General features: G+C 38.6%; 15 protein-coding genes, 1 riboswitch and 1 other annotated feature. Of the genes, 1 reads left to right on the top strand and 14 read right to left on the bottom strand.

The features are described 5' to 3' along the window. Positions 1-26: 26 nt before the first annotated feature. From V1L66_RS06995 to V1L66_RS06950, 10 genes are all read right to left on the bottom strand, one after another. Positions 27-530 carry a metallophosphoesterase gene (locus tag V1L66_RS06995; protein ID WP_016991539.1) on the bottom strand — a complete coding sequence of 168 codons (504 nt, stop codon included), beginning with the start codon at positions 528-530 and terminating at the stop codon, positions 27-29. 12 nt (positions 531-542) lie between these two features. Then, positions 543-1,136 carry an XTP/dITP diphosphatase gene (locus tag V1L66_RS06990; protein ID WP_016991540.1) on the bottom strand — a complete coding sequence of 198 codons (594 nt, stop codon included), beginning with the start codon at positions 1,134-1,136 and terminating at the stop codon, positions 543-545. Position 1,137: 1 nt separating this feature from the next. Continuing rightward, complete coding sequence (gene rph, locus V1L66_RS06985) at positions 1,138-1,887, bottom strand: ribonuclease PH (protein WP_333005141.1); 750 nt, start codon at positions 1,885-1,887, stop codon at positions 1,138-1,140. 135 nt (positions 1,888-2,022) lie between these two features. Further along, complete coding sequence (racE, locus tag V1L66_RS06980) at positions 2,023-2,820, bottom strand: glutamate racemase (protein WP_036078269.1); 798 nt, start codon at positions 2,818-2,820, stop codon at positions 2,023-2,025. Between the two features lie 10 nt (positions 2,821-2,830). Beyond that, positions 2,831-3,283, bottom strand: a complete 453-nt coding sequence (locus tag V1L66_RS06975; protein ID WP_016991542.1) for a MarR family winged helix-turn-helix transcriptional regulator — start codon at positions 3,281-3,283, stop codon at positions 2,831-2,833. A 74-nt stretch (positions 3,284-3,357) separates the two neighbouring features. Further along, entirely contained in the window at positions 3,358-3,579 is a 222-nt protein-coding gene (locus tag V1L66_RS06970; protein ID WP_004226437.1) for a LuxR C-terminal-related transcriptional regulator, read from the bottom strand. A 187-nt stretch (positions 3,580-3,766) separates the two neighbouring features. Then, on the bottom strand, positions 3,767-4,231 hold the full coding sequence (locus V1L66_RS06965; protein WP_333005134.1) for a thioesterase family protein: 465 nt from the start codon (positions 4,229-4,231) through the stop codon (positions 3,767-3,769). Between the two features lie 193 nt (positions 4,232-4,424). Further along, complete coding sequence (sdhB, locus tag V1L66_RS06960; protein WP_004226431.1) at positions 4,425-5,204, bottom strand: succinate dehydrogenase iron-sulfur subunit; 780 nt, start codon at positions 5,202-5,204, stop codon at positions 4,425-4,427. Between the two features lie 5 nt (positions 5,205-5,209). Further along, positions 5,210-6,964, bottom strand: a complete 1,755-nt coding sequence (gene sdhA / locus V1L66_RS06955) for a succinate dehydrogenase flavoprotein subunit (protein ID WP_004226429.1) — start codon at positions 6,962-6,964, stop codon at positions 5,210-5,212. A gap of 66 nt (positions 6,965-7,030) precedes the next feature. Further along, complete coding sequence (locus V1L66_RS06950; protein ID WP_004226428.1) at positions 7,031-7,639, bottom strand: succinate dehydrogenase cytochrome b558 subunit; 609 nt, start codon at positions 7,637-7,639, stop codon at positions 7,031-7,033. A gap of 272 nt (positions 7,640-7,911) precedes the next feature. Here V1L66_RS06950 and V1L66_RS06945 point away from each other — a divergent pair, with 272 nt between their 5' ends. Then, positions 7,912-8,346: a YslB family protein gene (locus tag V1L66_RS06945; RefSeq protein ID WP_016991545.1), complete on the top strand. Its 435-nt coding sequence runs from the start codon at positions 7,912-7,914 to the stop codon at positions 8,344-8,346. A 98-nt stretch (positions 8,347-8,444) separates the two neighbouring features. On the opposite strand, the gene V1L66_RS06940 is transcribed toward V1L66_RS06945, so the two are convergent. The 4 genes from V1L66_RS06940 to V1L66_RS06925 all read right to left on the bottom strand — a co-directional run bounded on the left by V1L66_RS06940 (position 8,445) and on the right by V1L66_RS06925 (position 13,810). Further along, positions 8,445-9,671: an aspartate kinase gene (locus V1L66_RS06940; protein ID WP_333005128.1), complete on the bottom strand. Its 1,227-nt coding sequence runs from the start codon at positions 9,669-9,671 to the stop codon at positions 8,445-8,447. 122 nt (positions 9,672-9,793) lie between these two features. After that, a riboswitch (Lysine riboswitch) is annotated at positions 9,794-9,971 on the bottom strand. Positions 9,972-10,078: 107 nt separating this feature from the next. Continuing rightward, entirely contained in the window at positions 10,079-11,869 is a 1,791-nt protein-coding gene (gene uvrC, locus V1L66_RS06935) for an excinuclease ABC subunit UvrC (RefSeq protein WP_016991547.1), read from the bottom strand. Positions 11,870-11,991: 122 nt separating this feature from the next. After that, positions 11,992-12,303 (bottom strand): thioredoxin, encoded by a 312-nt coding sequence (gene trxA, locus V1L66_RS06930; protein WP_004226420.1) that lies wholly within the window; start codon positions 12,301-12,303, stop codon positions 11,992-11,994. Between the two features lie 121 nt (positions 12,304-12,424). Next, a complete protein-coding gene (locus V1L66_RS06925; RefSeq protein WP_409072245.1) occupies positions 12,425-13,810 on the bottom strand; it encodes an amino acid permease in 1,386 nt (461 codons plus the stop codon). A 23-nt stretch (positions 13,811-13,833) separates the two neighbouring features. Further along, positions 13,834-14,065: a binding site (T-box leader), on the bottom strand. Positions 14,066-14,116: the final 51 nt, after the last annotated feature.

Raw genomic sequence — 14,116 nt, 5'->3', positions numbered from 1 at the left:
CTTTGAAGTCATGCGGATTTCCCCTATTATTGTCGCTCAAATGTATATGTAGCCATACATTGATTGTCATCTGTCATGCAATCAACTTTAAAAGATGTTGCATTGATTTCCACAACAGCAAAGCTTTTCTCTTTACGGCCTCGTGGTTTTAATAAGCTGCCCGGATTTAAAAATAAGATGCCATCCATCATTTCGGCACCGAGTATATGAGAATGACCGAAACAAACGATCTGTGCACCTACTTCTTTTGCACGATAGGACAATGATAAGATGGAATTTTTCACATTGAATAAATGACCATGTGTTACATAAACTTTCACATCCTGGACAGTGAAAATTTCTTCTTCAGGGAAAGCTTTTTCACGATCACAGTTTCCACGTACTTTTTTCAATCCTTCTAATGCCTCATGTGAATAGGGAAGTTCACTATCTCCACAATGAACCACAACATCTATTTCAGGATAAAAACCTTTAACCTTTTCGATGACATGGCTATCACCATGTGTATCGCTCATAACAAGCATTTTCATGGATATCACCTCTTATTTGATAAGATTCGGTAATTGCTCCTTTAACTTGCGGATGGCATTGCCTCGGTGAGAAATTGAGCCTTTTTCCTCTGGTGAAAGCTCAGCCATCATTCGATTTAAGCTTGGCACGAAAAAGATTGGATCATAGCCAAAGCCGTTCGTTCCACGCTTTTCATGGGCAATAACGCCTTCACATGTACCAAATACTGTTGTTGTTGCAAAATCAGGTCCTGCAATTGCAATACAGCAGCAAAAACGTGCTGTACGTTTGTCATCTTCGACACCTTGTAAATTTTCTAATAGTTTAATCATATTTGCTTCATCGTCATGGTCACCAGCATAGCGAGCGGAGTACACACCTGGCTCACCATTTAATGCATCTACTGCTAAACCACTATCATCTGCAATAACAATGGTTCCAAGCTCCTTCGCTAATGCTTCTGCTTTTAGGATGGCATTTTCTTCGAATGTTGTTCCTGTTTCTTCTATTTCCATATCTGGGGCCACTTCAAACATTGTCACGACTTCATAACCAAGTGGTCCAAATAATGCTTCAAAGTCTTTTGCTTTCCCTTTATTTTTTGTGGCGATGACTACTTGTTTCATATTATTGATTCCCTCCAATCTTGTTTGCCAGTTCACCAAGCGTTATTTTTTGAAGTTCAACTAATTGTTGTATGCCTTTTTCACCTAATGCTAACAATTCATTTAGTTCTTCTCGAGAAAAGGTAGCTTCCTCTCCAGTACCTTGTAGTTCGACAAATCGTCCTGCACCTGTCATCACAATGTTCATATCAACAGCTGCAGCCACATCTTCTACATAATTTAAATCAAGAATAGCACCTTGTTCCACTACGATCCCAACACTTGTTGCTGCCAAAAAGTCTGTTACCGGGAATTTTTCGAATGGTTTTTCTTCAGCAAATTTAGCAATAGCCTGTGTCATGGCAACAAATGCTCCCGTAATGGATGCTGTACGTGTACCCCCATCCGCTTGAATGACATCACAGTCAATCCATACAGTACGTTCGCCTAGCGCTTCTAAATCGACTACAGCACGCAATGCACGCCCAATCAAGCGCTGAATCTCCATTGTACGACCATTGACTTTCCCACGAGAGGATTCACGTGGTGTACGTTGAGCGGTTGCACGAGGCAACATGGAATACTCGGCTGTAATCCACCCTTTCCCTTGCCCACGTAAAAAGCCAGGTACCTTGTCTTCCATCGTTGCTGTACAAATTACTTTTGTATTACCTACTTGAATTAACACAGAGCCTTCTGGATGTAATAGATACTCACTATCTATTTTCACAGGTCTTAGCTCATCTGCATTTCTACCATCAAATCTTGTCATATAATTCGTTCCTCCTAAAAACTTTCGCGCCCTCATCTTAACATAATTTATGTCATCGAAAAAGTACTCGATAGCAGTTTATGTACCATGCTAAAAACGGCAAAAATCAGCCTAGCCTGTTGCTAAGCTGATTTTTTATTTTAATGTGATACGTTTTATGTCAAGAGTACCTTGCTCTAACCAATTCTCAGCAATCGAACGGAAAATTGGTACAGAACCAGTTGCAAAAAATTTATGAGCAGGCACCGCATTTACATTCGCTAAAGTGCCATTATACGCTAGCATTTCCTGAACATCCTTTGCTGTTTCCTCCGCAGAAGATAGTACGTTTACATCTTCTCCGACAACAGCTTCAATTTGTTTTTGTAAAATAGGATAATGTGTACACCCTAAAATAACCGTATCAAATTGTCGATTTTTCAACGGCTTTAAGCCTTCTGCTATTAAATTATTTGCAAAGTCACCTTTATATTCGCCACTTTCTACAAGTGGTACGAATGTTGGACAAGCTAGTGGAATAATATGTGTTGACGTATTGAGTGACAATAAGGCTTCTTCATAAGCCCCACTTTTAATTGTTCCTTCTGTTGCAAGCACAACGACTTCATGTCGCTTCGTTTTTTTTACAGCTGCACGTGCGCCAGCATTGATAACACCTAGTACTGGAAAAGGCATATTTCTTTGTAAACTTTCGAGTGCTACTGCAGTCGCTGTATTACAAGCTATAACGAGCATCTTAACATTCATTTTTTCGAGTGCTTTTGCCATTTGCCAAGTAAAATTCCGTACTTCCTGACGACTTCTTGGACCATACGGACACCTTGCTGTATCGCCAATATAATAAATCGTTTCGTTTGGCAATCGCTTCATGATTTCTTTTGCTACGGTTAAACCGCCTACTCCTGAGTCAATAACGCCTATCGGGGCATTCATACTTTCCGCCTCAATCCTGTTTCATGTGTACATGTAGTTTTTCTAAGTAGCTTGATAATTGCGCGACTTCTTGTTCATTAAAACCAACAAGCATCTCTTGCAAGTATTGCTGTCTTTTTTCAATAACTTCTTGAATAATACGTTCGCCCTTTTCGAGAAGATGAACGACAACGACACGGCGATCATTTTCATCACGCACACGCTTGACTAATTCATTTTTCTCCATTCGGTCCACTAAATCTGTTGTTGTGCTAAAAGCTAAATATAAACGGTTTGATAATTCGCCAATTGTAATATCACCAAGCTCTTCTAACCACTGTAATGCAACAAATTGTGGCGGCGTAATCGCATAATCGGAAACAATTTCTCTTCCCTTTTGCTTCACGATGGCCGCTATATAGCGTAATTCCTTTTCAACCGTTGCAACGGTTTCAGGTGAGTGCTTTGTTACTTCATCCGACATATAACTATTTCACTCCTAAAAATACGTTGAATAGTTCTATTTTGTCGTTTTTTTCACGAAATAGCAAGTGTCCATTAGTCTAATTTAAATTCTTCCAAGCGTAACAGCTCAATTAACGCCTGAGATCGATTCGTTACACCTAGCTTTTGAATTGTATTGGAAATGTGATTTCGCACTGTTTTTTCACTAATACCAAGCTGCTCTGCAATATCTCTCGTTGTTTTTTCAGCTAATAAAAGCGCAAATATTTCACGTTCTCGGTTTGTTAAAAGAGAACGATGATGAGAGCCATTCATTCAGTTACACCCTCCTCCCCCGCACGTATTGTAACTTATGTTAAGGGGCAGGAAGCGGTGACGGCTATTTGCATGATTATTCCATGTTTCCTTAAAAATTTCGAAAATTATATTGATACATTCGTAAATTTTACGTAAAATGCAATTCCTACTATTTTAATAAATTTACATACAGTTACATATTGAGCTAGTGAGATAGCATAGCCAACTGATTTAATTTCGTTTTTTCTTCCTCTGAAATCGGTACACTTTTGCCTGTGCGAGGATCCATTTGCACAATCGTTCCACGACCAGTGAAACAAATTTCGTCCTTTTGATTTTTTGCTAGATAATGAATGTCCATCGATGAATTCCCAACTTGCGCGATTTTTGTATAAATTCGTAGAACGTCATCAAAGAAAACCTGCTTTACATAATCACATTGTAAATCGGCTACGATTGGTATAGATTTCACATCCTCTTCTCCAACTGAGGGCATTAAAATTCCTAAATGACGGAAATAATCAATTCTTGCTTGCTCAAAATATGTAAAGCTAATCGTATTGTTCATATGACCATACATGTCTGTTTCTGAAAATCGTACTCGTACCTCACTAAAAAATGAAAAACCCTTTTCCCACTCTTGAAAATTATCGATATAATTTGCCTTCATGATATACCATCCCCTGTCATGTAATTGCCCGTCTTTTATCAATCGACGGCAAACAAAATGAATACATATTCATTATAAAAGAAAATGCTATATTATCATAGAAAAAACGCGAATATTCAATTTGATAACTATTCATTTCTATAACTATAAAAAACTCCCTCACACGAAGTGTAAGGGAGTTCTTGTCCGTATATTAGTCTACATAGTGGTCAGAACCGAAGAAGTTACGGAACATTTGCACAGTAGTTGCACGGTTTAATGAAGCGATAGATGTTGTTAAAGGAATACCTTTTGGACATGCAGCAACACAGTTTTGAGAGTTACCACAGTTTGCAAGGCCGCCATCACCCATAATCGCATTTAAACGTTCATCTTTAATCATTGCACCTGTTGGGTGAGTGTTGAAAAGACGTACTTGTGATAATGGAGCTGGTCCGATGAATGAAGCTTTTTCAGACACGTTTGGACATGCTTCCATACATACACCACAAGTCATACATTTAGATAATTCATAAGCCCATTGACGTTTACCTTCTGGCATACGTGGACCTTCACCTAAATCATACGTACCATCGATTGGTACCCATGCTTTCACTTTTTTAAGTGCATTGAACATACGTTCACGGTCAACTTGTAAGTCACGAATAACAGGGAATGTTTTCATTGGCTCCAATTTAATCGGCTCTGTCAATTGGTCTACTAGTGTAGAACATGATTGACGTGGACGGCCATTGATTACCATTGAACATGCACCACAAACTTCTTCTAAACAGTTCATATCCCATGATACTGGTGATGTGTTTACACCATCTTCAGTAACAGGATTTTTTTGAATTTCCATTAAAATTGAAATTACGTTCATACCATGACGGTAAGGCACTTGGAATTTTTGCCAGTAGCTATTGCCGCCTTGTGTATCTTGACGTAAGATTTCCACTTTGACCATTCTTCCAGTATTAGCTGCGATTTGCATAACTTTTAGTCTCCTTTCGCAGAGTAGTCGCGTTTACGTGGTGGGATTAATGAAACGTCGACTTCTTGGTACGTGATGATTGGATTACCAGTAGCTGGGTCAAACTTCGCCATTGTTGTTTTTAAGAAGTTCTCATCATCACGGTTAGGGAAATCAGGTTTATAGTGTGCACCACGAGATTCATTTCGTAATAGTGCACCTTTTGTCATTACTTTTGCAAGCACTAACATATTTTTAAGCTGACGTGTAAAGTGTGCGCCTTGGTTGCTCCATTTTTGCGTATCATTGATGTTGATATTATTCCAACGCTCAGTAAGCTCATCAAGTTTTTTCAATGTATCTTCAAGCTGATCATTGTAACGTACTACAGTCATTGTAGCAGTCATCATTTCACCAAGCTCTTTATGCAGTAAGTAAGCGTTTTCTGTGCCTTCCATTTTCATGATAGCATCCCATTTCGCTTGTTCCTCTTTTACACGTGCATCGTAAATCTCTTGTGGAAGATCTTCAGCATGCTTTTTAAGATGTTTTACATAATCTACTGCGTTTGGTCCTGCAACCATACCACCGTAGATAGCAGATAATAGTGAGTTTGCACCAAGACGGTTTGCACCATGTTGAGAGTAATCACATTCACCTGCTGCAAATAGACCAGGAATTTCAGTCATTTGATTGTAGTCAACCCATAATCCACCCATTGAATAGTGAACTGCTGGGAAAATTTTCATTGGTAATTTACGTGGGTCATCACCTACGAATTTTTCGTAAATCTCGATGATACCACCAAGTTTAACGTCCAATTCATGTGGATCTTTATGAGAAAGATCTAGGTATACCATGTTTTCGCCATTGATACCAAGTTTTTGGTTTACACAAACGTCGAAAATTTCACGTGTTGCAATATCACGTGGTACTAAGTTACCATAAGCTGGGTATTTCTCTTCTAAGAAGTACCAAGGTTTACCGTCTTTATAAGTCCAAATACGACCGCCTTCACCACGAGCTGATTCTGACATTAGTCGGTTTTTGTCATCTCCAGGAATCGCTGTTGGGTGAATTTGAATGAATTCACCATTCGCATATGAAGCACCTTGTTGATAAACGATAGAAGCAGCAGAACCTGTGTTAATAACAGAGTTTGTTGTTTTACCGAAGATAATACCAGGGCCACCAGTCGCCATAATAACAGCGTCTGCACGGAATGATTTAATTTCTTCTGTACGCATATCTTGCGCTACGATACCACGACAAACGCCGTCTTCATCGATAATAACACCAAGGAATTCCCAGTGTTCATATTTATTTACTAAACCAGCTACTTCATGAGAACGAACTTGCTCATCTAGCGCATATAGTAATTGTTGACCAGTTGTTGCACCAGAGAAAGCTGTACGGTGCATTAAAGTACCACCAAAACGACGGAAATCTAAAAGTCCTTCTGGTGTACGGTTGAACATAACACCCATACGGTCCATTAAGTGAATAATGCCAGGTGCTGCATCACACATACCTTTTACTGGTGGTTGGTTCGCTAGGAAGTCCCCACCATATACTGTATCATCAAAGTGGATCCATGGAGAATCCCCTTCACCTTTAGTATTTACCGCACCATTAATTCCGCCTTGCGCACAAACAGAGTGTGAGCGTTTTACAGGAACTAATGAGAATAAATCAACTTCAGTACCAACTTCAGCTGCTTTAATCGTTGCCATCAGACCGGCAAGACCACCGCCGACAACAATTATTTTGCTTTTCGCCATGATTATTTCTCACTCCTCTTAAAAAATTGCAATGATTGCATGTGCTCTATCGTAGCTTCTATTGAATTATACGAAAGCTAAAATAGCAGCCACACCAACTACACTTAGAATTACGAAAAGAATGTTTGTTACGTAAGTAGCGATCTTTTGAGACTGAGGAGATTGTGTAATACCCCAGCTTACTAGGAATGCCCATAAACCGTTAGATAAGTGGAAAGTTGCTGATAAAATACCAACAATGTAGAATCCAAGCATGAATGGATTAGCAACGATATTCGCCATCATGTCGTAATCAACGTGTGTGCCAAGTGCTTTTTGAATACGAGTTTGGAAAATATGCCATGCAATGAATATCACTAAGAATACACCAGTAAAACGTTGTAAAGAGAACATCCAGTTACGGTACGTGCTGAAACGTCCTGTGTTTGGTGTAGCAGTGAATGCAATGTAGACACCATAGAATGCGTGGAACATTAATGGAATATAGATGACAATCCATTCAACTAGGATAAGGAATGGAATCTTTTCCATTACTGCGGTAGCATCGTTGTAACTTTCTGCCCCGCCTGTTGCTGTAAAGTTAATGAACAGGTGCATCGTTAAAAACAGACCTACTGGAATGATCCCAAGTAGAGAATGTAAGCGACGCCATAAAAACTCTCGATCTTTCGACAAGACTGTTACCCCCCTTAGTACTTAAAATAGCACAACAAAAGAAGTCATCATTTTGTAAATGATACTTCATTGACTGTGTATTTCATCATGGTACAATATTATGACATGTTTATTGTACTCTCAAGAGCTACGAGCGTCAAGGCAACTCGGAGTTTTTCATAGAGCTTATTAAAGAACTAATCTAGTACATGATGCGTCGTTTTTTCTCGAAAAATCTATCATTACTTTATTACCGTTAAATTTTAAGAAAATTCTAAGAAAGAAGGATAACAATGTTAAACACTCCATCTCCTACAATCTCATCATTTGGCTATGAGATCATTCGTGATCATATTCTATCTTCTATACTCGGTAAACATGAAGATGATGTCCTTTATTGGGCAGGTAAGGAGCTTGCTCGCAAGTTCCCATGTAAAAGTCAAGATGAACTTATCGCATTTTTCGCAGATGCCTGCTGGGGTACATTAGAACTCATAAAGGAATCAAAAGATGGACGCATTTTCCAGTTGACAAATGACCCTGAAATTCTGCAAATTAAGCAACGTAGCTTTAAACTTGAAGCAGGATTTATAGCAGAGCAAATTCAACTAGCGAAAGGCTACCTGACAGAATGCTATAATGAAAAACGGGAAAAGCAACAATACGTCATGTTTACAGTCAAATGGGATGTTAAAGAACGTATTATGAATACCATTCCCTTAGAATAATTAAAAAGGATTGTCTCCCATTAAAGAATGGGAGGACAATCCTTCTTTTTTCTTCCTTTTATTTCGGTCAATTACATAAAATGCTGTTTCTTCTATTATTATATGTAAAGTGCTTGCTCTAAATTAAACTCATCATGGAGAGCATTAGCTGCTTTGATCATATCATCCTGTGGGACAACAACGGACACTTTTATTTCAGAGGTACTTACCATTTTTACAGGGATATTTTCACGACGTAACCGATCAAACATACGAGCAGCAACGCCTGGATTAGAAGCCATGCCTGAACCTATGATAGAAACTTTTGCTAGCCCAATTTCGAAGTCAGCAAAACTAAATCCGAGTGATAATTTACTTTCCTCTAACACACGTAATGCTTCCGCAAATTCCTCTTTTAAAATGGAAAACGATACAGTTGGCTTCAACCCATCAATAATGGCTTGGACAATTATATCTACATTAATACGGTTCTCTGCAAGAACCGTAAATATGTCTGCTAATGAAGCATTGGAAAAAGCATCATACCCTACTGTTAAACGAATAATATCCGATTCAAATGCCACACCACGAACGACTAAATTTTTTTCCATTTCTACTTCCTCCTTCAATAAAGTGCCTACTGATTCAACTAAACTTGAGCGTATAATAACAGGCATTTGAAATTTCTTCGCTAACTCCACCGCACGTGGATGTATGATATGAGATCCTAAGTTAGATAATTCCAACATTTCATCATAGGATATTTCCTGTAGCTTTTGGGCATTTGTAACATAACGTGGATCTGCTGTATAAACACCGTCCACATTTGTATACATATCAACTCTCTCCGCTTCCAATGATACAGCAAGTGCTACAGCTGCTGTTTCAGCTCCACCTTTCCCAAGCATGGTAATATTGTGCTCTTCGTCAATCCCCTGTTCTCCTGCAATGACTACAATTTGTCCCTGTGTAAAGTGTTCTTCCATTCGACTAACATCTATATAGTCGATTCGTGCATGTCGATACATACCGTCCGTATGTATACCAGCTTGCCATCCAGTTAGAGACACAGCATTATAGCCTGCTTCCTGTAAGGCGATGGCTAATAAAGCACTAGATAATTGAGAGCCTGTTGACAAAACTGCATCTAATTCTCGTTTCGATACATCGTCTGTTAGTTGATGTACCATCATTTTCATCTCTTTCAAAGTGAGTCCCATCGCTGCAACGACCACCACTACATCAAAACCTTTGTCCTTTTCAGCAATCGCTTTCCGAGCAGCCTCTTGGATTTGTTCAGTGGAACCTAATGCAGCTCCTCCAAACTTCATCACGATTTTAGCCATTCTTTCGTTCTCCCTTCCAGTTCATGTATTTCACCTAATTATGGGTTTCTAGAAAAACTAAAAGGCAGCCTCCACATAACGTGAAAGCTGCCTATAACATGTACAATAATCGTAACTTGCGCATGTGTGATAGCTCTCCGAAACGTTTAGAATCGACAGTCTTACATTTCTTAAATGCAAAACCAGTACAGCAATGGAACAACAATACTGTACTTCGGCAAGCTCCCCTTTCACACAATATCTTTGGATTTGTCCATCCTCCATCGTGTTACTCTTGAACCTTGCACCTCTATCATCACTTTAAAGTGAATGTATTCAATTCATTAAGCTTTAGCGTAAACAAACTAGTCACGCAGTTGGCTCTCCATAACATTGAAAACAATGTTATTTATAACCATAGCACATGCCTATTCCTTTGACAATGATTGTTGCTGAAAATAGCTAAAAATTTGGCTTGCTAAATTAGCGGGCATCCCAGCCTCCTGTAATGCTAGCTCGCTCGCCTCTCGAATTTTTTTGACTGAACCGAAATGTTTTAGCAACTGTTGCTTTCGTTTTGGTCCTACCCCTTCAATATGATCTAATACAGATTGAATGGCATGCTTCTCATGCTGTTGACGCAAGAATGTAATAGCAAAGCGGTGAACTTCGTCTTGAATTCGTTGTAATAAATAAAAGCCATCACTTGTACGTTTCAAGCTAATCACTTCTGGTGGATCACCAAACAATAGCTGAGATGTATTATGCTTATCATCCTTTGCTAAACCAGCAATCGGTATGACAAGACCTAGCTCATCTTCTAGTACTTCACGGGCTACTTCCATTTGCCCCTTACCACCATCAATTAAGACTAAATCTGGTAATGGGAGACCTTCCTTTAAAACACGTATATAGCGACGACGTATAACCTCCTGCATTGCACCGTAATCATCATGCTTGGCTGCTGTACGTGTTTTATATTTTCGGTATTCCTTTTTCGCAGGCTTCCCATCAATGAACACTACCATGGCAGATACTGCATCCGTTCCATGCATATGACTATTATCAAAAGCTTCAATTCGTAAAGGTGTACTAATACCCATTGCTTCACCAAGTGCCTCACAAGCACCAATGGTACGTTCCTCCTGGCGTTCTATTAGCTGGAATTTAGCTGCCACAGCAATTTCGGCATTTTTGGTTGCTAATTCAACCAATTCCTTCTTTTGACCTCTTTTCGGTGTAAGCACTTTGATCTCTAATAATTCAGTTAAGATAGCTGCATCAATGGCTTGTGGAATAAAGATTTCTTTTGGCTTAATATGCTCTGGTTTTTCATAAAAGCGTCCAACAAAAGTTAAAAATTCATCCTCTGCATCTTGATAGATCGGGAAAATCGAGACATCACGCTCTATCAGCTTACCTTGGCGCACAAAGAAAACCTGAACACACATCCATCCTTTTTCCACTGCATAGCCAAATACATCTCGATTTGTTGTATCACTTGAAACTATTTTTTGTTTCTGCATAACCGTATCAATATGGGCAATTTGGTCTCGGAATTCCTTCGCTCGCTCAAATTCCAGATTTTCTGCAGCTGCTAGCATTTTAGCTTCAAGCTCTTTTTTGACTGCCTCCACACCACCATTTAGAAACTTCGTCATATCCTCAATCATATCTTGATAAACCTGACCATTAATTTCCTTCACACATGGTGCTAAGCATTGACCCATATGATAATACAGGCAAACCTTCGATGGTAATTGTACACATTTACGCAGCGGATACAATCGATCCAATAGCTTTTTTGTTTCACTTGCTGCATAGGCATTTGGATAAGGACCAAAATATTTAGCCTTATCCTTTTTTACCTTCCGTGTCGTAATTAGACGAGGATGTTTTTCATTCGTAATTTTTAAATATGGATAGGTCTTATCATCCGTTAACATGACATTATATTTTGGATCATGTAATTTGATGAGATTCAGCTCTAAAATAAGTGCTTCAATATTGGATGACGTCACAATATACTCAAAATCTTCTATTTCACCTACAAGCCTTTGCGTTTTCCCTTCATGTGTTCCAGTAAAATAAGAGCGGACACGGTTTTTCAGAACTTTTGCTTTACCGACATAAATGATTGTCCCTTGTCGATCCTTCATCAAATAGCAGCCAGGCTGATCTGGTAAAATATCCAGTTTTCGTTTGATTAAATCATTCATTACCTACCTGCCCCCTAAGTAAAAATTCCCCTCATTAGAATAATGTTAGTTATTTTCTTTATTATATAACGAAAAAAAGCCGAACACATCTATTGATGGCTCGGCTTTGTGAACTTCATTCATTACGCATGTTTTGCGATAAATGCTTCTAAAGCTTCTTTTGGTTGGAAGCCTACTGTTTTGTCAACTAATTCTCCATCTTTAAATAATAGTAAAGATGGGATTGACATAATTTGATACTGAGCTGCAGTACCTTGGTTATTGTCAACGTCAACTTTTACAATTTTAGCCGCACTACCCGCAGCGTCCATTTCTTCAAGAACTGGCCCAATCATTTTACATGGTCCGCACCAAGCAGCCCAAAAGTCTACTAGTACTAACCCTTCTTTAATATCGTCCTGGAACGTAGCATCTGTTGCATGTACAATTGCCATTTGAAATCCTCCTTAAACTTACTATGACTGTAGTATAGCATGGATAAATTCACTTGAGCGAACAATCTGCCTACAATGTATTTTTTATGCAAATCTATATCGAAAAATCAAATCACAGCCATTAATTGTCTTGATAACGACCTTTCAATACATAGGTTAACGTAATAAAAAGGTAAATAGCTAACGTAATGCCTGTCACAATAATTGATGTGGTAAAAATAATCCCGATGAGAATCGCACTTAACGCTAGTATAGCTACCCAAGTTGTATAAGGGAACCATTTTACTTCATAGGCACTTGTGTGCTTTGCTTGTTTTTTACGTGATTTTAAATGTGCAATCGCAATAATTAACCAAATAAATAACACAGTATAACCAAGTGATCCCATTAGAAAATCAAAGGTCTTGCTTCCCGCATATAAAGATAAAATGACCCCTAGATACATCGCTAAAGTACACATTAAAATTGCATATACTGGTACTTTTCGTTTCGATAAATAAGCAAATATTTTAGGCACCCGTCCATCTACAGCCTGTGTATAGAGTACGCGTGATGAACCATACAGTCCAGAATTCATTGATGAAATAATGGCAAGTAAAACAACAGCGTTCATAATATGGTCTGCCCCTGGAATACCCACCATTTTAAAAACCATGACAAATGGGCTTTCAGGAACCCCATTTACTTCATTCCAAGGAATCAAGCTTACGATAATAAAGAATGGCAGTAAATAAAAAGTAACAATACGTACTAATGTACTGCGAACAGCTTTTGGCACTACTTTTTCAGGATTTTTCGTTTCAGCTAATGTAATCCCGATGATTTCTGTCCCGCCATAAGAGTAGATAACTACAAGCATAGCTGCAATTAATCCCGTCGAGCCATTAGGGAAAAACCCACCATGCTCTGTTAAGTTAGCAAAACCAACAGCATTATGATTTCCAAACGTAACAAGCAATAAAATAAGTCCTGCAATGATAAAGACAATAATAACGGTAATTTTGATTAATGCTAGCCAATATTCTGTTTCTGCAAATATTTTTACGGATAGTAAATTAATGGCTGTTACTAACACTGAAACAGAAAGTGCGAGTATCCAAATTGGATAATCTGGTAGCCAATATTGAATAAAGATAGCTGCAACGACAGATTCTGCCGCAATATTTAAAACCCACATTTTCCAATAAATCCAATCCAGGAAATAAGCGGGGTATTTGCCTAACACTGATTGCACTAAATCTCTAAAGGTTCTTGCTTCTTTATTACGTACAGCCATTTCTGCTAAGCCTTGCATGACAAATAATAAAATAATGCCTCCGATTAAATACGCAATCAGCACAGATGGTCCTGCCATATCAATGGCTGCACTACTTCCTTTAAATAATCCCGCGCCAATGGCACCACCTAACGCCATCATCGTGATATGACGCGAGGTCATTGTTCTTGTCAATTGTTGCTTGTTTTTTTCCACTTTCTTACCTCCTAAAAAATCAAAAAAGCATACCATCTCTTCCTTCATCATCAAATGAAAGAAGAGACGATATGCTATCAGCAAACCGCGGTACCACTCTAATTGGTTCATGAGAACCCAGCTTAAAACCTTGTAACGAAGGTTAATCGTCAAACAAATGGAATAATCTGATAATTACATTTGTGTTACCACTCCTAGGCAAGTTCAAAGTCTTATTGGTCTGCGTTGCACCAACCCGCAGCTCTCTTCACCGAATAATGAGCTTTTACTACTCCTAATCTTTGCGTTTCAAATCATTAATGTATCCATCACTATAATGTCTATCGTTAATTATGTCAATAT

This window comes from Lysinibacillus sp. IITD104, from assembly GCF_036698265.2.
GTDB classification, from domain to species: domain Bacteria; phylum Bacillota; class Bacilli; order Bacillales_A; family Planococcaceae; genus Lysinibacillus; species Lysinibacillus boronitolerans.
The sequence above is the reverse complement of the archived record's forward strand: the minus strand, read 5'-3'. Positions and strand labels throughout refer to the sequence as shown.

Bases quoted from the DNA above. Each gene is read 5' to 3' on its own strand.
- V1L66_RS06995 (WP_016991539.1), bottom strand. From the start codon at position 530: ATGAAAATGCTTGTTATGAGCGATACACATGGTGATAGCCATGTCATC.
- V1L66_RS06990 (WP_016991540.1), bottom strand. From the start codon at position 1,136: ATGAAACAAGTAGTCATCGCCACAAAAAATAAAGGGAAAGCAAAAGAC.
- rph (WP_333005141.1), bottom strand. From the start codon at position 1,887: ATGACAAGATTTGATGGTAGAAATGCAGATGAGCTAAGACCTGTGAAA.
- racE (WP_036078269.1), bottom strand. From the start codon at position 2,820: ATGAATGCCCCGATAGGCGTTATTGACTCAGGAGTAGGCGGTTTAACC.
- V1L66_RS06975 (WP_016991542.1), bottom strand. From the start codon at position 3,283: ATGTCGGATGAAGTAACAAAGCACTCACCTGAAACCGTTGCAACGGTT.
- V1L66_RS06970 (WP_004226437.1), bottom strand. From the start codon at position 3,579: ATGAATGGCTCTCATCATCGTTCTCTTTTAACAAACCGAGAACGTGAA.
- V1L66_RS06965 (WP_333005134.1), bottom strand. From the start codon at position 4,231: ATGAAGGCAAATTATATCGATAATTTTCAAGAGTGGGAAAAGGGTTTT.
- sdhB (WP_004226431.1), bottom strand. From the start codon at position 5,204: ATGCAAATCGCAGCTAATACTGGAAGAATGGTCAAAGTGGAAATCTTA.
- sdhA (WP_004226429.1), bottom strand. From the start codon at position 6,964: ATGGCGAAAAGCAAAATAATTGTTGTCGGCGGTGGTCTTGCCGGTCTG.
- V1L66_RS06945 (WP_016991545.1), top strand. From the start codon at position 7,912: ATGTTAAACACTCCATCTCCTACAATCTCATCATTTGGCTATGAGATC.
- V1L66_RS06940 (WP_333005128.1), bottom strand. From the start codon at position 9,671: ATGGCTAAAATCGTGATGAAGTTTGGAGGAGCTGCATTAGGTTCCACT.
- uvrC (WP_016991547.1), bottom strand. From the start codon at position 11,869: ATGAATGATTTAATCAAACGAAAACTGGATATTTTACCAGATCAGCCT.
- trxA (WP_004226420.1), bottom strand. From the start codon at position 12,303: ATGGCAATTGTACATGCAACAGATGCTACGTTCCAGGACGATATTAAA.
- V1L66_RS06925 (WP_409072245.1), bottom strand. From the start codon at position 13,810: ATGGTATGCTTTTTTGATTTTTTAGGAGGTAAGAAAGTGGAAAAAAAC.